Below are 18225 nucleotides of genomic sequence, written 5' to 3'. Positions count from 1 at the left end.
CATGACTGATTCACATACCGCGCCAATCTACGAGCTGCGTGGTCTGAAGCTTATCGGCTGGCGCAACATGCAACACGCGCTGGATTTTCTGTATGCCGATGGGCAGCTAAAGAGCGGTACGCTGGTGGCGATTAACGCCGAGAAAATGCTGACCGCCGAGGATAACGCTGAAGTTCGCACGCTTATCGACGCGGCGGAGTTCAAATATGCCGATGGTATCAGCGTGGTACGTTCGGTACGCAAGAAGTACCCGCAGGCTGACGTTTCACGTGTTGCCGGAGCCGATCTCTGGGAAGCCCTCATGGAACGTGCGGGCAGAGAAGGCACGCCGGTCTTCCTGGTAGGCGGCAAACCAGACGTGCTGGCGCAGACGGAAGCGAAGCTGCGTCAACAGTGGAATGTGAATCTGGTTGGTACGCAGGACGGCTATTTTCAGCCGGAACAGCGCCAGGCGCTGTTCGAGCGTATTCGCGAGAGTGGGGCGAAAATCGTCACCGTCGCGATGGGCTCGCCGAAGCAGGAGATCCTGATGCGCGACAGCCGCGAAATCTATCCGGATGCGCTCTATATGGGGGTAGGCGGTACCTACGATGTTTTCACCGGTCATGTAAAACGTGCGCCGAAGTTCTGGCAGAAACTGGGACTGGAGTGGCTCTATCGCTTGCTGTCCCAGCCGAGCCGTATTACCCGCCAGCTTCGCCTGCTGCGCTATTTGCGCTGGCATTACACGAATCAGCTATAACCCTGCCTGAATGTGAATGAATGCGCAATATTTGTGCATTTCATTCACATATCTAATACTTTATTTGCCATTTATCAAAAATTGTTAAACCATTCCCCCCCTTGATGGAAAATCCGTCGGTTTTTTGATATCCCCCTACCTGTAAGCGTCAGTCGTTTTACACATAAAAATAACCGGCAATGGCCGGAACCATGCAAACACAAGAGGATTTATGGCAGAGAAACAACCGGAGCTCCAGCGCGGTCTGGAAGCCCGTCACATCGAATTAATCGCCCTTGGCGGCACCATTGGTGTCGGCCTGTTTATGGGGGCGGCGAGCACGCTGAAGTGGGCGGGGCCGTCGGTGCTGCTGGCCTATATTCTGGCCGGGGTATTCGTCTTTTTCATCATGCGTTCAATGGGTGAGATGCTGTTCATCGAACCTGTAACCGGCTCGTTCGCCGTTTACGCGCACCGCTATATGAGTCCCTTCTTTGGCTATCTCACGGCCTGGTCCTACTGGTTTATGTGGATGGCCGTGGGGATCTCGGAAATCACCGCCATTGGCGTCTACGTGCAGTTCTGGTTCCCGGAGATAGCGCAGTGGATACCCGCGCTGATTGCCGTCGGTCTGGTGGCGATTGCGAATCTGGCGGCAGTACGTCTGTATGGTGAAATCGAGTTCTGGTTCGCGATGATTAAAGTCACCACCATCATTGTGATGATTGTGATTGGCCTTGGCGTAATCTTCTTTGGTTTCGGCAACGGTGGCCACTCCATCGGTTTCGAAAACCTGACGGCGCACGGTGGCTTCTTTGCGGGCGGCTGGAAAGGTTTTCTGACCGCGCTCTGTATTGTTGTCGCCTCTTACCAGGGCGTTGAGCTAATCGGCATGACCGCAGGCGAAGCGAAAAACCCGCAGGTGACGCTGCGCAGCGCGGTGGGTAAAGTGTTGTGGCGTATCCTGATTTTCTATGTCGGCGCGATTTTTGTCATCGTGACTATCTTCCCGTGGAACGAAATCGGCACCAACGGTAGCCCATTCGTTCTGACCTTCGCCAAAATAGGGATCACCGCAGCCGCGGGGATCATCAACTTTGTGGTGCTGACAGCGGCGCTTTCCGGCTGCAACAGCGGAATGTATAGCTGTGGGCGTATGCTTTATGCATTAGCAAAGAACCGTCAGCTTCCGGCAGCGATGGCGAAGGTGTCGCGCAGCGGGGTTCCGGCGGCGGGTGTGGCGCTCTCGATTGTGATTCTGTTGATTGGCTCCTGCCTCAACTACATCATCCCTAATCCACAGCGCGTGTTCGTGTATGTCTATAGCGCCAGCGTCCTGCCGGGGATGGTGCCGTGGTTCGTCATTCTGATTAGCCAGATTCGCTTCCGTCGCGCGCATAAAGAGGCGATTGCCAGCCATCCGTTCCGCTCTCTGCTCTTCCCATGGGCGAATTATTTAACGATGGCGTTCCTGGTTTGTGTGCTGATTGGTATGGGAATCAACGAAGATACGCGCATGTCACTGTTTGTCGGCATTCTCTTTTTACTGGGTGTCACGCTGGTTTATAAAGTTTTTGGCCTGAATCGCGGTGTTGATATCCAGAAAGTGGAGAAATAAGCGACAAAACGCACAAACCATGAGCAAACGGTAATTTTCTTTAAAAAGGCACTAGACAGCGGGGTGGGAAGTCCGTAATATCCGACCCCGCAACGGCGCTAAGCGCCCGTAGCTCAGCTGGATAGAGCGCTGCCCTCCGGAGGCAGAGGTCTCAGGTTCGAATCCTGTCGGGCGCACCATTTACCCGGTGCTGGAGCTGCGGTGGTTTTGATAACCGCGTAAAAAGTTTTGTAGTGGTGGCTATAGCTCAGTTGGTAGAGCCCTGGATTGTGATTCCAGTTGTCGTGGGTTCGAATCCCATTAGCCACCCCATTATTTAAAAGTTGTGACAATGCGAAGGTGGCGGAATTGGTAGACGCGCTAGCTTCAGGTGTTAGTGTTCTTACGGACGTGGGGGTTCAAGTCCCCCCCCTCGCACCACGACTTTAAAGATTGAACTAAAAATTCAAAAAGCAGTATTTCGGCGAGTAGCGCAGCTTGGTAGCGCAACTGGTTTGGGACCAGTGGGTCGGAGGTTCGAATCCTCTCTCGCCGACCAATTTTGAACCCCGCTTCGGCGGGGTTTTTTGTTTTCTGCGTGTCTGTACTTCCCTCGTTTTCCTTCAATACCCTGAATACGATGATGTAAATCTACCTGCTGACAGTTTGAGCAGAAAATTCCCAATCCTTAATAAAGTAGATGTCTTTGTGTCAAAGTGTGTGCAATAATGCGCGCCGTAGATGCTCATTCCATCTCTTATGCTCGCCTTTGGGCCTCATAAACTCAGGAATGACGCAGAGCCGTTTACGGTGCTTATCGTCCGATGACAGATGTCGCTCAGGCCTCATCAGACACCATGGACATAACGTTGAGTGAAGCACCCATTGTTGTCATAAAGACCTGTTTTAACGCCTGCTCCTGTGAGCAGGCGTTTTTTTATGGCTAAAAAAAGGGGGCCGGATGGCCCCCTGAGATGAGATTATTGCGGCGGGTTATTCTGCAACGTAAGCATCAACCCATCACGGCGCATGGCCGCGGCCTCTTCCGGTTTTTTCAGGCGGTCAAGGGTATCCGCGAGCCAGGCGTAATCGTAGGCATCCGGGCGCTGCTTGATGGCCGCGCGGAAGGCGAGGCTCGCCTCCTGCCACTCGCCGTGCTTCATCAGCGATTGCCCAAGTGTGCTCCACAATAACGGCCTGTCGCCGACGCTCTTGATCTGCTGACGTAATATTTTTTCCAGTTGTTCCGGATTATTTGTACGCAGACGCGGGATTAGCATGACCAGGCGATCGTCATACTGACGTTTCAGGCCGTCGATGATGATCTGCTGCGCCATATCATGATCGTCGCATTCAATCAGGTGCTCTGCCATTGCCACCTGCAACGGCACTTCATGGCGCGTTTTGCGGCTCTGGTTTTTCCACCAGTCGCGTAGCCCTTCGCTACCTTCATCTGCGCGCGCTTTATCCATTAAACCAATCCACGCCTGTTGCTCCAGGGCGGCGCGATGGGTTTCATCGCCGACGTTCGCTTTCGCCATTGATGGGATAATATCCAGCAGCGAACTCCACGCGCCGGTGCGGATGTAAGCCTGCTCGGCAAGACGCAGCACTTCCGGATGACGCGGGGTAATTTCCAGTAGCTTATCAACGCCGTGGCGGGCGGCATGGTCTTCATTACGCGCCAGTTGCAGACGAACGCGAGTGATTTCCACCGGGATCAAATCATTACCCGCATTCTCTTCTGCGCGCTGCAAATGCTGATTGGCTCGGGCTTCATCGCCGCGCTGTTGGGCAGCTTCGGCGGCTAAAAGATAGTTCACTACCGGCTGTTCTGCGTGATCGGCATTTTTCGCCATCAGCTTCTCAACCTGCTGGTAATCACCTTCGGCCAGTTTGAGTAACGCCTGCTCTGTTTGCTTGCGCGCACGACGGCGTTTACGGCCAACAAACCAGCCGCGGGTATGCGCGCCAGTACGGAAGATGCGGCGCAGCAGCCACTCAAGGGCAAACAGCACGACCATGATGAGGATCATAATGATCACTAACCCGGTGACGCTGGTTTCAACATTATAGTTATCCGTCTGGATCAACACATAACCCTGGTGTCCGGCGATCATTGGGCCGACGACGATCCCGGCGATCAGCAGTGCGAAGAGTAATAAGGCTTTTAACATAATTACTCTCCTTCAGGCGCGGCTGGCGCAGGGGCTTCAGCCTGTGGGGCCGGAGCGGCAGCCGCAGGTTGCGCCATCAAATTACGCACGCGCGTCTGCATCAGTTTTTCCAGAATCGGCTGGCTTTGCAGCGTTTCCGGTACGTTCATGGTGATGCTCTGCTGGCTGAGTTTATCGACATCTTCAAGGAAGCTTTTGGTTGTAGCATCATCTGTGTCGTAATAAGCGCGAACCCATGTTGAGACGTTATCCAGCGCCTGCTTGTAAGTCTCTTCCTGATGACGCGGTACGGCCTGTGCTGCGACCAGCAGGCGTGAGCGAATGTTCTCGCGCAGGTAGACGTCCTGATTCGGTGCCAGCAGTGGTACGGCGGTTTCATCGCGGCGGCGGATGGTAATAAAGCTGTCCATAAAGTTCTGCCAGCTTTTTTGCAGATTTACGCGCCACTCGCCAATTGAACTGGAAAGCTCATCGCTATCGGAATCCATCGGAGAGTCGTCGGTGTTGTTGTCTGCCAGGCGCAGATTATCCACCTGATTAGCCAGTTGGTTCACTTTCAGAATGATGCCGTCGTAGTCCACCTGGGATACCGCGCCGAGGCTTGCGATATCTTCGGTGATCGCACGGCGGGCGCTAATCAGGCTGGGGTCGTTCATGTCAGCCAGGCTCGCATCGGCGCTTTTTAGCAGCGCGGCGGCGGTGGTGACGTCCTGATCGCTCCACAGCTTGCGGCCGGCCAGCTTCACGAGGAAGTCGGACTGAGCCAGCAGCCAGGTTTTCGCATCGGTGCCGGAAATCGCCGCCACTTTTTGCTGCACTTCATCCAGTTGTTTTGCCAGCGTGTCGCGCTGATTCTGCGCCTCGGCAAGCTGCGCAGCCTGCTGTTTCAGCAGCGCGTCAAATTCACTTTTCTGGCTTTCCTGCGCTTTTTGCAGCGTGACTAACTGATTGGCTAAGGTGTCGTTAGCGGTGCTCTGGTTTACGGCCTGCTGTTTTCCCCAGCCATATAATCCAACGCCTGCCGCCAGAGCAATCGCAATTGCCACAGCGCTCAGTACCAGGCTGGTTTTTGCGCCTCCGCCTTTTTTCTCTGCGGAATCGGGTTTTTGTGCTTCTGACTGTGGCGTGGTTTCCACGGCCTCCCTGGTCTCTTCAACCACGGCGGAGTTTTCTTTTTGATCCGTCATTATGGCTTCCAGTTTTGAAGTTATTGTAGTGCGCGCAGCAGCGCATCGTTGTCAGCGCTATCGGCAACCTGAATTTCCTGCCAGCCCAGCTCCCGGGCCAGTTGTGCAAGACGCTCACTGACAACCAGCACACGGCAACGTAGCAACCAGTGCTCGCGATACCATTGCGGAATGAGTGCCCAAAGTTGGTGTAACATCTCCCCGCTGGTGACGACAAGGGTCGACACCCCGCGTTTTTGCCAGCGCATCGCTTCTTCCGCGCCATCGTAATGGACTGCACAGCGTTGATAACATTCACAGAATGTCACCTTTGCGCCGCGTTCTGCCAGCGCGTCGCCTAACAGTTCCCGCCCGCCATTGCCGCGTAAAATTAACGCTTTTTTACCTGCAATGTTTTGTAATTCAGGTAATTGTAGCAAGACTTCACTGATTTCCCGATCCAAAGGATAGCGCACGTTTATACCGCTAACCTGATGCAGCGCTAATGCCGTACTGCGGCCAATGGCGAAATAGCCCGGCTGCGACGGCCAGATTCGCCCCTGCTGTTGTAATTGAGCCTGCGCGAATGACACGGCATGTGGTGATAATGCAAAGAGTAGATCGCCGGTGCGCAGAGCGTCCAGTGCGGGGGAGAGTACCGCCAGTTCGCGGCCGGGGGTGATTTCAATCAGCGGAAAGCTCCAGGCCACTCGCCCCAGTGTGCGCAAACGGCTCACTAATTCTTCTCCTTTTGGAGACGGGCGGGTGACCAGGATACTCATTCGGGCTTCTCTCCGTTGTAGACGGCGGTGAGGATCGCGCGAGCGCCGTTGTTCAGTAGCTCTTCGGCGAGCTCCACGCCCATGCGCTCGGCGTCTTCGGGCTTGCCGCGTCGTTCGCCGCGAACCATCTGCGAGCCATCAGGCGCGCCAACCAGCGCGCGTAGCCACAACTCGCCGTTGTTCAGTTCGGCATAGCTGCCAATCGGAACCTGGCAGCCGCCTTCCAGGCGGGTGTTCATAGAGCGTTCCGCCAGCACACGCGTCGCGGTCTCGGCATGATTAAGCGGTGCGAGGAGTGTGCGCGTAACGTCATCATCAAGGCGACATTCGATGCCGACGGCACCCTGGCCGACTGCCGGTAATGATTGCTCAGGCGGCATCGCCTGTCGAATGCGTTCGTCAAGTTTCAGACGTTTCAGACCGGCGACGGCCAGAATAATCGCGTCGTAATCGCCGTTATCCAGTTTACCCAGGCGCGTACCGACGTTGCCACGCAGCGAACGAATCTCTAAATCGGGGCGGTGTTCGGCAATCTGGCACTGACGTCGCAGGCTGGAAGTGCCGACAATGCTGCCAGCCGGTAAATCGTCCAGCGAGGCATAGTGATTGGAGACGAAAGCATCGCGTGGATCTTCGCGCTCGCAAATGGTCATCAGCCCCAGGCCTTCAGGAAAATCGACGGGAACATCTTTCATTGAGTGAACGGCGATATCGGCTCGTTTTTCCAGTAATGCCAGCTCAAGCTCTTTCACAAAGAGCCCTTTGCCGCCCACTTTTGCCAGTGGGGTATCGAGGATCACATCGCCGCGTGTCACCAGCGGCACGAGTTCAACCGTCAACCCCGGATGACAGGCCATCAGGCGGTCTTTAACGTAGTGTGCCTGCCAAAGTGCAAGAGGACTTTGGCGTGTGGCAATTCTCAAAACTTTGTCTAACATGCTTGTTACCGTCATTGTCGTCCACGGCCCATCCTAACATTGTTGCCTTAATGATGTTAGTTTTCACGGTGTTTGCACAATGTCTGGGGGGCCTGTAATTTCCGTATGTTTCCAATATAGGCCTAATCGTATTGGGGAATTTACAGATAACAAACGGTGCTACACTTGTATGTAGTGCAACTTTCTTTACGGTCAACCGGCAAGGTGTTAAATTGATCACGTTTTAAACCATTTGTTCGTCCGCACTACCATAATGATAAGGACGGGCGACAAAGGCGACGAATCTTGTTGAAATTCTAAAAACCTTCGTACTTCCCTTCACGGGTGCTACACCAGGTTTTGAACATCAGGCGATATGTCTTGTACCTCTATATTGAGACACTGAAACAGAGACTGGATGCCATCAATCAACTGCGTGTGGATCGCGCGCTTGCTGCCATGGGGCCTGCTTTCCAGCAGGTTTACAGTCTGCTGCCGACATTATTACATTATCATCATCCATTGATGCCGGGTTACCTTGACGGTAACGTTCCCAAAGGCATTTGCCTCTACACGCCTGATGAAACCCAACGCCACTACCTCGACGAACTTGAACTGCATCGCGGTATGCCGCCGCAGGCCTCGCCAAAAGGCGAGTTGCCGATAACCGGCGTCTACTCAATGGGCAGTACCTCGTCCGTTGGGCAAAGCTGCTCTTCTGACCTCGATATCTGGGTTTGTCACCAGTCCTGGCTCGATAACGACGAACGTCAACTTCTGCAACGCAAATGTAGCCTGCTGGAAAGCTGGGCCGCTTCGCTGGGCGTGGAAGTCAGCTTCTTCCTGATCGACGAAAACCGCTTCCGTCATAACGAAAGCGGCAGCCTGGGTGGCGAAGACTGCGGCTCCACGCAGCACATCTTGCTGCTGGATGAATTTTATCGCACTGCCGTGCGCCTTGCGGGGAAACGTATTCTGTGGAATATGGTGCCGTGCGAAGAAGAAGAGCATTACGATGATTACGTGATGACGCTCTACGCGCAGGGTGTGCTGACGCCAAACGAGTGGCTCGACCTTGGTGGGTTGAGTTCGCTGTCGGCGGAAGAGTACTTTGGCGCCAGCCTGTGGCAGTTGTATAAGAGTATCGACTCGCCGTATAAAGCAGTGCTGAAAACCCTGCTGCTGGAAGCCTACTCCTGGGAATATCCCAATACGCGCCTGCTGGCGAAAGATATCAAACAGCGCCTGCACGATGGCGAGATCGTCTCATTTGGTCTCGACTCCTACTGCATGATGCTGGAACGCGTCACCGAGTATCTTAAAGCGATTGACGATGATACGCGTCTGGATCTGGTACGTCGCTGCTTCTACCTGAAAGTGTGCGAAAAGCTGAGCCGTGAACGCGCGTGCGTCGGCTGGCGTCGTGAAGTGGTCAGCCAACTGGTGAAAGAGTGGGGATGGGACGAAGCGCGTCTCGCTATGCTGGATAACCGGGCAAACTGGAAAATCGATCAGGTGCGCGAGGCGCACAACGAATTGCTCGACGCGATGATGCAGAGCTACCGTAACCTGATCCGCTTTGCACGGCGTAACAACCTGAGCGTCTCCGCCAGCCCGCAGGATATCGGGGTACTGACCCGTAAACTGTACGCGGCGTTTGAAGCGCTGCCGGGTAAAGTGACGCTGGTTAACCCGCAGATTTCACCGGATCTTTCCGAGCCGAACCTGACCTTCATCCACGTGCCGCCGGGCCGTGCCAACCGTACCGGTTGGTATCTCTACAACCGCGCGCCGAATATGGAATCGATCGTCAGCCATCAGCCGCTGGAATATAACCGCTATCTTAATAAGCTGGTGGCGTGGGCCTGGTTTAACGGCCTGCTGACTTCACGTACCCGCCTGTTTATTAAGGGCAACGGTATTGTCGATCTGGCAAAACTGCAGGAGATGGTGGCGGATGTTTCCCATCACTTCCCGCTGCGCCTGCCTGCGCCGACGCCAAAAGCGCTCTACAGCCCGTGCGAAATTCGCCATCTGGCCATTATCGTCAACCTCGAATATGACCCGACCGCGGCCTTCCGCAATCAGGTGGTGCATTTCGACTTCCGTAAGCTCGATGTCTTCAGTTTTGGCGAAGAACAAAACTGCCTGGTCGGCAGCGTCGATCTGCTGTACCGCAACTCGTGGAACGAGGTGCGTACACTGCACTTCAACGGCGAGCAGGCGATGATTGAAGCACTGAAAACCATTCTCGGCAAAATGCACCAGGACGCCGCCCCGCCGGATAGCGTGGAAGTGTTCTGCTACAGCCAACATCTGCGCGGCTTGATTCGTACCCGCGTCCAGCAACTGGTTTCGGAATGTATCGACCTGCGTCTTTCCAGTACACGTCAGGAAACCGGGCGATTCAAAGCGCTGCGCGTCTCCGGCCAGACCTGGGGTCTGTTCTTCGAACGCCTGAACGTCTCGGTGCAGAAGCTGGAAAATGCCATTGAATTTTATGGCGCTATCTCGCACAACAAATTGCATGGCTTGTCGGTGCAGGTGGAAACCAACCACGTCAAACTGCCGCAGGTGGTGGATGGATTTGCCAGCGAGGGGATTATTCAGTTCTTCTTTGAAGAGTCCGGCGAAGAGCAGGGCTTTAACATCTATATTCTGGATGAAACCAACCGCGCAGAAGTGTATCACCACTGTGAAGGCAGCAAAGAGGAGCTGGTGCGCGACGTCAGCCGTTTCTACTCCTCCTCGCACGATCGCTTTACCTACGGCTCAAGCTTTATCAACTTCAACCTGCCGCAGTTCTACCAGATTGTGAAAGTGGATGGCCGCGCGCAGGTGATCCCTTACCGCAGCCAGGAGATTGGCACGGTTCCGCCGAGTAGCCAGGACAACGATACCCCGATGTTACAGCAGTATTTTTCGTAATATCGGGTAGCGATGCTTATCGCTTTCCCCGTCACTGACTTCACGCAGACTTCATTTTGCCGCCCTAAAGTTACTCTCTGTGATTGAACCACGGAGAGGGCTTCATGGGGAGCGAGTTATTTTTCGTTTGGCTGGGGATGCTGGAAGTATTGGCCAGCCTTATTTATATATTCTCTGGCGGACGGTTTCGGATATTGTGGGGAGGATGTTTATTCTCTTTATGCGCGAGTTTGGTGATTTTTCTCATATGGCCACAATCATTTTTTGGGCGCTATCTGTTCTGGAATAGCCAGGTCAATGAGTGTTCTGATTTGGTTATTGTTGACGGGAGCAGCCCGCTTCATTGCGAACTGGGCTGGTGGTTTTTGGTGGCAGGGTTATTCTTTTTTATTCTTGCTGTGCTCACATGCTTTATTGCTGCCACGATCAAATCTTGCCTCCGATTACGAGGATAACCAATTTATCACCACGCACTTCACGCAGACTTCATTTCGCCGCATTAATGTCCCTTTTTGAAACGGGCCAGGGAGAGAACAAAATGCGTAACGGTTTCGGCGGTGACGCGCTATGCGCCATTTTGGGGATTATCGTCGCGATAATCTGCTTTTATCTCGTATGCTTTGATAAACGCTTCCGCTTTGTATGGGGTGGGCCTTTGTTATTGTTGTGCGCCAGTGTGGTGAGCTTTGGCATATGGGACGCATCTTACTGGGGACGGTGGGGGGAAGAATGTCTCGGCTTAGATGTGATAATCTCCTGCGACAATTACCACTTTCTGTACACATTAGGTTGGTGGCTTTATTGTATCGCGATTCTGCTTTTTATTGCCGTAGGGTGGGTCAGAATCGTTGTTGCTGTCGTGAGCGCATTCGCCGGATGGCGACGCTAGCGCGTCTTATCCAGCCTACCAGTGCGATCCGTAGGCCGGATAAGGCGTAGCCGCATCCGGCAATAAACCTCAGCGGAAGCTGACCGCTTCGCCCGCTTGCTGCGTTGCCGCCTGCTCCAGCAGATCCCAGAAGGTTTCGCCGCTGCGATCGCAAATCCACTCGTCGCCTTTCAGGTCAAAATGGTAGCCGCCCTGTTTGGTCGCCAGCCACACCTGATGCAGCGGTTCCTGACGGTTGATAATGATTTTGCTGCCGTTTTCAAAGCTGATGGTCAGCACGCCGCCGTTAATTTCGCAGTCGATATCGCTGTCGCCATCCCAGTCGTCCAGACGCTCTTCGATAGTCAGCCAAAGCTTATCTGCAAGGCGATGAAATTCACTGTCGTTCATTGTAGTTTCCCGTTTTATAAGTGATAGCGGCAGTATAACGACATGGCGTCAGCGCTTCAAAGTTTGCCCTTACGGCACGTTTCTTCCGTCTTCAGCGCAAGCGCGTCGAACCGATCCCCTCCATAAGGCGAGCGCCTGACGACGTAGAGGGGGTTTTGTACTGGGCGATACGTTATCTGAATACGTTACAATCATGGCAATCCACTATTTTTCGGATCCTATAAAGGTATTCAGGTCGACCTCTTTGGTGGTTTGCGCATTAATTCTCTGCGATACATTTGTCCGGTAATATCAACACCTGCCTCTGCTCCGTCTCTTTATAGTAGGCTTGCGCCGGGCAACCGCAACTATGTCGATGAAGCTGATCGGCAGACCAGGTGTAAACATAGCGATCGTCCCAGGCCAAATCATTATCGATGTGCAATTTGCCAATAGTATCAAACACCAGAACGCTTCCGGGTTTGGATAAACGAATAAAATAGCCGTGTTTTTCTCCGGCACTGAGAGAATGACTAATCTGTAAATCCGGCGTATCCAGCTTGATAACTTCCAGTTCTTCTTCGCCGAAGAACGATATTTTGGCTACGTAAAGATTATCCTGATACTGGGCAACTCTGTCGGTCAACAGATGAAACTGTTCCGGATCAACATTGGGTAATATATCTTTTTGACAGTCATCGCTACGGGATTTGCGCCACTGAACGTTATCTTCATTAAGCGTGAATATCCCGCACTCCGGCTCGGCAAGATGGCCGACAATACGGCCAAAAGAGTGGCGTTTCAGACCGTGCTTATCACGATAAATGAGCAGCGAGTCTGGATACCAGCGGATAATCTGAAAACTGTCCGCATCAGCATTCAGCGGATCGCCATTAAGATAAATTTTGTTGGCAAAGCGGATAATAATATCGGAGGAGTTATTACGTTTATTGCTTTCAAATTCAGGACGCTGATCCCAGGATTTTTCACCCAATAGGGTGACATCGCTGGCGGAACCCAGTGGGATTCCTTTGAGATACAAATTTTTCTTGTCTGTTAAGGTGGTGGAGTTTCTTCCCTGATTCATTTTCAGCGTAGCCAGATCGACGCCGTTATTATGGGCAACGCGTTTACCGTCAAAATAGATGTTGTATTTATCTATGGCAAAACGATCGTATGCGCGAAAGCTGGCGAAATCGACAGCCGCAACACCTGGAGGATTAATGACTTTGTTGCCGCGCCATAGCATAACATGACCATCTGTCACCCAATGAAAATGCTCATCGTCATGGCTCGATCTGTCGCTGTCAAAATAGTCTTCTTGCTTACCGTTTAAATCAGCCGCTTCGCGTAGATTTTCGCGTTTTATGCCAGGGAAAGTGGCATAAATGACCCATTTATATGAGTGATTAATATAGGAAAAGCTTCTGTAAACGACCTCGTCGTCTCTACCGTATGGCGAATCGTAACTACGTGGGTCTGCTGCCAGGGCGGACGTAAACGCCGTAAGCAGTGAGACCAGAATAAAGAGATGTTTTGCTGGCATTATATCCCCTGCGTTCATTTGACTTTCCGGGGGGTGAAATACGCATCTGCATACTTACCTTCCAGCGTGACGAGGACGCCGCCTGCCCAGGATTCGGCTGAGCCATACCCACTTCTTAATGTTTGCCCTACAACATGGGCATACTGTGGCCAGGCGGTGGCATAGCGATAGAGTTGTGTACCGGTGAAGATATAGACATAGCGATCGTCACGGGCAAACCAGTTAGGGTGGTATTGGTCGTCCATCGTATGCGCTTCGCGCTCATTCGGAATACGGTTATCCAGCAGCACCAGAGGGCCACTGGAGGCAAAAACCGCCACATTTCCGTCGGTCGTCAACAAATATCCATGGCGCTTACCGGCGGTAAAACGGCGGTTGATGATGAGGTGCGGGTCATCAAGCGTGATGACGGCCAGCGATCTTTCGCCAAATTCCGAAATCTTGATGCTGTAGAGGCGATCCTGATACTGCGCGACACTGTCGTTGAGAGGATGGAACTGTTCAGGATCGAGTCCGGGGATCGTTTTCATTTCACAGGTGCCCCGGTTCCAGTCTTTCAGCCATGTCACCTTATCTTCCAGCATGTTGAAATTGGCGGAACAATCTTTTCTGCTTAATGCATGACTGGGCGGTTCGGCATTTTTTTCCGCGAGACTGGTGCGTTTGACGCCATTTTTATCGCGATAAATGAATTGCGTACCTGGGAGCCAACGGACAATGGCGAATGTATCGGGATCGGCATCCAGCGCATGGCCATTGATAATAACTTGTGTTGCCGTCCGCGCCAGAGTATCCCAGGGGCCAATCGGCCTGGCAACACAAGGGTGGATGGGATAAAACCTCCCGCGCTGATCCCACGATTTTTGTGCCTGAATGGTAAAACTATCCGGAGCATCAGCCCGATGACCACGCAGATAAAGATAATTTTTGTCGCGTAAAACTTCCGCGAACGCTGGATCATAGTATCCGGCCCATGGCTTGTTGATACGTACAGCATCCATCGTAGAGATATCGACACCCTCGTTTGGCTCAGTACGCACGCCGTCAAAATAAAGGCTGTTTTTATCTACGGCGAAGCGACCAAAAACGCGAAAGGACGCGACATCCACTGGCGGTACGCCTGCCGGATTACGAATAACTTCGCCCGCCCACAGGATATAGCGACCATCTGAGTGATAAGACGCACGAAGCAGGGTGGCGTTTACACCCTCGGCGTAATAGTCAGTGGCGAGATGGGTAAGTGGTTGCTGGTACTTCCAGTAGGGATCTTTATCCGGCGTTTTTGACAGATCTGCCAGTCGCCGAAGCTGCTTAAAGTTGACATCTGGCAGTCGGGAGAGAGTGCGTGTTGATTCTGTATTATTAAAGACATAAGCAACGCCACGCCCTTGTTTTTGATAAGCGAGATGATCGGGTTCATCAAGCCGGCATCCCCACGCCGGCGGCAGTAAAAGGGAAAAAGACAACAAACAAACCACATTGCGGTATCGCATACAGCCATCCAGGCGGGGCACATGACTCACAAAACCCCAAGTAAACCCTATTGCCTAACCTGAATACGTTACAATCATGGCAATCCGCTGCTTTTCGGATTCCATAAAGAGATGCTAAACGCTTGCTTTTACGCCTTCTCCTGCGATGATAGAAAGCAGAAAGTCTTGAACTACAGGTACCCTGGAATGAAGAACATTTTCCGACCGCTGGCCGTGCTGGCTGTTCTGCTTAGCCTTACCGGTTGCGGCCTTAAAGGCCCGCTCTACTTCCCGCCGGCAGATAAAACGGCGCCACCGCCGACGAAACCCGCGGATAGCCAGATCCAAACGGATTCACCGGATCGTAACGATCGCGGCGACGATGGCGGCCCGACGCAAGTTAACTATTGATATCACCGTTCTGTTCCGCGTAACGGGAGTAGATAATGCAGTTCTCTAAAATGCATGGCCTTGGCAACGATTTTATGGTCGTCGACGCGGTGACGCAGAATGTGTTTTTCTCGCCAGAGCTGATTCGCCGTCTGGCGGACAGGCATCTTGGTGTCGGCTTCGACCAACTGCTGGTCGTCGAGCCGCCCTACGATCCTGACCTGGATTTCCACTACCGCATCTTCAATGCCGACGGCAGTGAAGTGTCGCAGTGCGGTAACGGGGCGCGCTGCTTTGCGCGCTTCGTGCGTCTGAAAGGCCTGACCAATAAACGTGATATCCGCGTCAGCACCGCTAACGGGCGTATGGTATTAAGCGTAACGGATGATGACCTCGTGCGCGTCAACATGGGCGAGCCGAATTTCGAACCGTCCCAGGTGCCGTTTCGCGCTAACAAAGCGGAAAAGACCTATATTATGCGGGCATCTGAGCAGACAGTATTATGTGGCGTGGTATCGATGGGGAATCCACACTGCGTCATTCAGGTTGATGATGTCGAAACGGCGGCGGTTGAGTCGCTGGGCCCGGTGATGGAAAGCCACGAACGCTTCCCGGAACGCGCCAATATCGGTTTTATGCAGGTGGTCAAACGCGATCACATCCGTTTGCGCGTCTATGAGCGCGGCGCGGGTGAAACGCAGGCCTGCGGCAGCGGCGCATGTGCGGCGGTTGCTGTGGGTATCCAGCAGGGGCTACTGGACGACGAGGTTCGCGTGGAGTTGCCAGGCGGGCGTCTGGATATCGCCTGGAGAGGCCCGGGTCAACCGTTGTATATGACTGGCCCGGCGGCACACGTCTATGACGGATTTATTCACTTATGAAACAAGTCGGGGAAGAACAGCAGGAAGCATTAAGCGCGCTCGACGATCGCGCCGTCGTGGATTATCTGTTGCTACATCCTGAATTTTTTATACGTAACGCAGCGGTTGTGGAACAGATGCGGGTTCCGCATCCGGTGCGCGGCACGGTGTCGCTGGTTGAGTGGCATATGGCGCGTGCGCGTAATCATATTCATGCGCTTGAAGAGAACATGGCGCTGCTGATGGAGCAGGCGACAGCCAACGAAGGGCTGTTTTACCGCCTGCTGCATTTGCAAAATCACCTGGCGAGCGCGGAAAGTCTGGACGATTTGCTGCTGCGTTTTCATCGCTGGGCGCGCGATCTGGGCCTTGCAGGCGCGTCGATTCGTCTCTTTGCCGATCGCTGGCGTCTGGGCGCACCGTCGAAATACACCCAACTGGTGCTATCGCGCCAGGCCTTTGAACCGCTGCGTATTCAGCGTCTCGGTCAGGAGCGCCACTATCTGGGCACGTTGAACGGCCCTGAATTGCTGGTGGTGCTGCCGGAAGCGAAAGCTGTGGGTTCAGTCGCGATGTCGATGATGGGCAGCGATGGTGACCTGGGCGTGATCCTGTTCACCAGCCGCGATGTGCACCACTATGAAGCCGGGCAGGGTACGCAGCTTCTGCAGGAAGTGGCGCTGATGCTGCCAGGGCTGCTGGCGCGCTGGGTTGAGCGCGCATGAATGACGAATTTCTCTCTGACGCGGTAACGCGTTTTCTGCGCTATCTGGGTGTCGAACGTCAGCTTAGTCCGATTACGCTGCTCAATTATCAGCGTCAGCTTGATGCCATCATTGACCTGGCCCAGCAGATGGGCCTGAAGCGCTGGCAACAATGTGATGCTGCCATGGTGCGTAGCTTTGCGACCCGCAGCCGCCGAAAAGGGCTGGGAGCGGCAAGCCTGGCGTTACGCTTGTCGGCTTTACGCAGCTTTTTTGACTGGATGGTGAGCCAGGGCGACCTGCCCGCGAATCCGGCAAAAGGGATCTCCGCGCCAAAAGCCCCGCGCCATCTGCCGAAAAATATCGACGTCGATGACGTCAATCGCCTGCTGGATATCGATATTAACGATCCGCTGGCGGTGCGTGACCGCGCGATGCTGGAAGTGATGTACGGCGCTGGTCTGCGTCTTTCTGAACTGGTGAACCTGGATATCAAACATCTTGACCTCGACACCGGGGAAGTGTGGGTGATGGGTAAAGGCAGCAAAGAACGCCGCCTGCCTATTGGCCGCAATGCGGTGGCGTGGATTGAGCACTGGCTTGATTTACGCGGGCTGTTTGGCTCTGATGATGATGCGCTGTTCCTGTCAAAACTGGGAAAGCGTATTTCGGCGCGTAACGTACAGAAACGGTTCGCCGAGTGGGGAATCAAGCAGGGGCTGAATAGCCACGTCCACCCACATAAATTGCGTCACTCTTTTGCCACCCATATGCTGGAGTCGAGCGGCGATCTGCGCGGTGTGCAGGAGCTGTTAGGGCATGCCAATCTCTCAACCACCCAAATTTATACCCATCTTGATTTTCAACACCTCGCCTCGGTGTACGATGCCGCGCATCCACGCGCTAAACGGGGGAAATAATGCGTTTTTACCGACCACTGGGCCATATCGCCGCATTGACGTTTGACCTGGACGACACTCTTTACGACAACCATCCGGTGATCGATCGCACCCAGCAGGAGTCGCTGGCGTTTGTGCGCAGCTATCATCCGGCGTTGCGCCATTTCGAAAACCGCGATTTACAGCAACTGCGCGACGCGCTGCGCAAAGCGGAGCCGGAAATTTATCACGATGTCACCGAATGGCGTCGCCGGGCCCTGGAACTGGGCATGCTCAACGCGGGCTTAACCGCCCAGGAAGCGACCATTGGCGCAAATGCAGCGATGGCCAATTTCGCGCAATGGCGCAGCCGAATTGATGTTCCGCAGGAAACACACGATACGCTGGCAACGCTTGCGGAAAAATGGCCGCTGGTGGCGATCACCAATGGCAATGCCCAGCCGGAGCTTTTCGGCCTGAACGACTATTTTAAGTTTGTACTGCGCGCCGGGCCGGATGGCCGCTCGAAGCCGTTTGCCGATATGTATCATTTGGCCGCTGAAAAGCTGGATGTGCCGCTTAACGCCATTCTACATGTGGGTGATGATCTGACGACGGACGTCGCGGGAGCCATTCGCAGTGGCATGCAGGCATGCTGGATCAAACCGAAAGGTGCCGACCTGATGCAGGTAACGGATAGCCGTTTACTTCCACATATCGAAATTTCCCGGTTGGCATCGCTGACCTCGCTGATATAATCGCCGCAGTATTGTATAAATCAACAGGGTTTTTGCGGGGGACATGTGTCGTCCGCTCTACACACGGTGCC

16 protein-coding genes and 4 tRNA genes are annotated in these 18225 nt (G+C 53.8%); 13 read left to right on the top strand and 7 right to left on the bottom strand.

All coding sequences use genetic code 11. The features are described 5' to 3' along the window. Window position 1: 1 nt before the first annotated feature. The 6 genes from wecG (at window position 2) to VSR74_RS21490 (ending at window position 2877) form a co-directional block, all read left to right on the top strand. On the top strand, window positions 2–742 hold the full coding sequence (wecG, locus tag VSR74_RS21515) for a lipopolysaccharide N-acetylmannosaminouronosyltransferase (protein ID WP_347796590.1): 741 nt from the start codon (window positions 2–4) through the stop codon (window positions 740–742). Window positions 743–953: 211 nt separating this feature from the next. Next, entirely contained in the window at window positions 954–2339 is a 1386-nt protein-coding gene (thrP, locus tag VSR74_RS21510) for a bifunctional threonine/serine APC transporter ThrP (protein ID WP_347796589.1), read from the top strand. Between the two features lie 102 nt (window positions 2340–2441). Then, window positions 2442–2518 (top strand) — tRNA-Arg (locus VSR74_RS21505). A 57-nt stretch (window positions 2519–2575) separates the two neighbouring features. After that, window positions 2576–2651, top strand: a tRNA-His gene (locus tag VSR74_RS21500). A gap of 21 nt (window positions 2652–2672) precedes the next feature. Further along, window positions 2673–2759: transfer RNA gene (locus tag VSR74_RS21495), tRNA-Leu, on the top strand. Between the two features lie 41 nt (window positions 2760–2800). Continuing rightward, window positions 2801–2877: transfer RNA gene (locus VSR74_RS21490), tRNA-Pro, on the top strand. A gap of 421 nt (window positions 2878–3298) precedes the next feature. On the opposite strand, the gene hemY is transcribed toward VSR74_RS21490, so the two are convergent. Genes hemY through hemC form a run of 4 tightly spaced genes read right to left on the bottom strand, consistent with a single transcriptional unit; the run spans window position 3299 to window position 7381 of the window. Further along, complete coding sequence (hemY, locus tag VSR74_RS21485; protein ID WP_347796588.1) at window positions 3299–4495, bottom strand: protoheme IX biogenesis protein HemY; 1197 nt, start codon at window positions 4493–4495, stop codon at window positions 3299–3301. A gap of 2 nt (window positions 4496–4497) precedes the next feature. Next, window positions 4498–5682: a uroporphyrinogen-III C-methyltransferase gene (gene hemX, locus VSR74_RS21480; RefSeq protein ID WP_347796587.1), complete on the bottom strand. Its 1185-nt coding sequence runs from the start codon at window positions 5680–5682 to the stop codon at window positions 4498–4500. A gap of 20 nt (window positions 5683–5702) precedes the next feature. Next, a complete protein-coding gene (hemD, locus tag VSR74_RS21475) occupies window positions 5703–6443 on the bottom strand; it encodes a uroporphyrinogen-III synthase (RefSeq protein ID WP_347796586.1) in 741 nt (246 codons plus the stop codon). Then, the gene (gene hemC, locus VSR74_RS21470; protein WP_347796585.1) at window positions 6440–7381 is read right to left on the bottom strand and encodes a hydroxymethylbilane synthase; all 942 of its coding nucleotides are present in this window, start codon (window positions 7379–7381) and stop codon (window positions 6440–6442) included. The genes hemD and hemC overlap by 4 nt, the downstream gene beginning before the upstream one ends. Window positions 7382–7741: 360 nt before the next feature. On the opposite strand from hemC, the gene cyaA reads away from it, so the two are divergent. After that, window positions 7742–10288, top strand: a complete 2547-nt coding sequence (gene cyaA / locus VSR74_RS21465) for a class I adenylate cyclase (protein ID WP_347796584.1) — start codon at window positions 7742–7744, stop codon at window positions 10286–10288. 104 nt (window positions 10289–10392) lie between these two features. Continuing rightward, on the top strand, window positions 10393–10743 hold the full coding sequence (locus VSR74_RS21460; RefSeq protein ID WP_347796583.1) for a hypothetical protein: 351 nt from the start codon (window positions 10393–10395) through the stop codon (window positions 10741–10743). Window positions 10744–11246: 503 nt separating this feature from the next. On the opposite strand, the gene cyaY is transcribed toward VSR74_RS21460, so the two are convergent. The 3 genes from cyaY to VSR74_RS21445 all read right to left on the bottom strand — a co-directional run bounded on the left by cyaY (window position 11247) and on the right by VSR74_RS21445 (window position 14585). Continuing rightward, window positions 11247–11567, bottom strand: coding sequence for an iron donor protein CyaY (gene cyaY, locus VSR74_RS21455; RefSeq protein WP_347796582.1), 321 nt, complete (start codon window positions 11565–11567; stop codon window positions 11247–11249). 259 nt (window positions 11568–11826) lie between these two features. After that, the gene (locus VSR74_RS21450) at window positions 11827–13092 is read right to left on the bottom strand and encodes a DKNYY domain-containing protein (RefSeq protein ID WP_347796581.1); all 1266 of its coding nucleotides are present in this window, start codon (window positions 13090–13092) and stop codon (window positions 11827–11829) included. 14 nt (window positions 13093–13106) lie between these two features. Further along, on the bottom strand, window positions 13107–14585 hold the full coding sequence (locus VSR74_RS21445; protein WP_347796580.1) for a DKNYY family protein: 1479 nt from the start codon (window positions 14583–14585) through the stop codon (window positions 13107–13109). Between the two features lie 186 nt (window positions 14586–14771). Between VSR74_RS21445 and lptM the strand changes: the two genes are divergently transcribed. Genes lptM through yigB form a run of 5 tightly spaced genes read left to right on the top strand, consistent with a single transcriptional unit; the run spans window position 14772 to window position 18154 of the window. Continuing rightward, on the top strand, window positions 14772–14975 hold the full coding sequence (gene lptM / locus VSR74_RS21440; RefSeq protein WP_347796579.1) for an LPS translocon maturation chaperone LptM: 204 nt from the start codon (window positions 14772–14774) through the stop codon (window positions 14973–14975). A gap of 35 nt (window positions 14976–15010) precedes the next feature. After that, on the top strand, window positions 15011–15835 hold the full coding sequence (dapF, locus tag VSR74_RS21435; RefSeq protein WP_347796578.1) for a diaminopimelate epimerase: 825 nt from the start codon (window positions 15011–15013) through the stop codon (window positions 15833–15835). Then, entirely contained in the window at window positions 15832–16539 is a 708-nt protein-coding gene (locus VSR74_RS21430) for a DUF484 domain-containing protein (RefSeq protein WP_347796577.1), read from the top strand. Before dapF ends, VSR74_RS21430 begins: the two co-directional genes overlap by 4 nt. Then, the gene (gene xerC, locus VSR74_RS21425) at window positions 16536–17438 is read left to right on the top strand and encodes a tyrosine recombinase XerC (RefSeq protein ID WP_347796576.1); all 903 of its coding nucleotides are present in this window, start codon (window positions 16536–16538) and stop codon (window positions 17436–17438) included. The genes VSR74_RS21430 and xerC overlap by 4 nt, the downstream gene beginning before the upstream one ends. Then, complete coding sequence (gene yigB, locus VSR74_RS21420) at window positions 17438–18154, top strand: 5-amino-6-(5-phospho-D-ribitylamino)uracil phosphatase YigB (RefSeq protein ID WP_347796575.1); 717 nt, start codon at window positions 17438–17440, stop codon at window positions 18152–18154. Before xerC ends, yigB begins: the two co-directional genes overlap by 1 nt. Window positions 18155–18225: the final 71 nt, after the last annotated feature.

Source organism: Pseudocitrobacter cyperus, from assembly GCF_039889165.1.
In the GTDB taxonomy this organism is placed as follows: domain Bacteria; phylum Pseudomonadota; class Gammaproteobacteria; order Enterobacterales; family Enterobacteriaceae; genus Pseudocitrobacter; species Pseudocitrobacter cyperus.
This window is presented reverse-complemented; position numbering and strand designations above follow the sequence as displayed.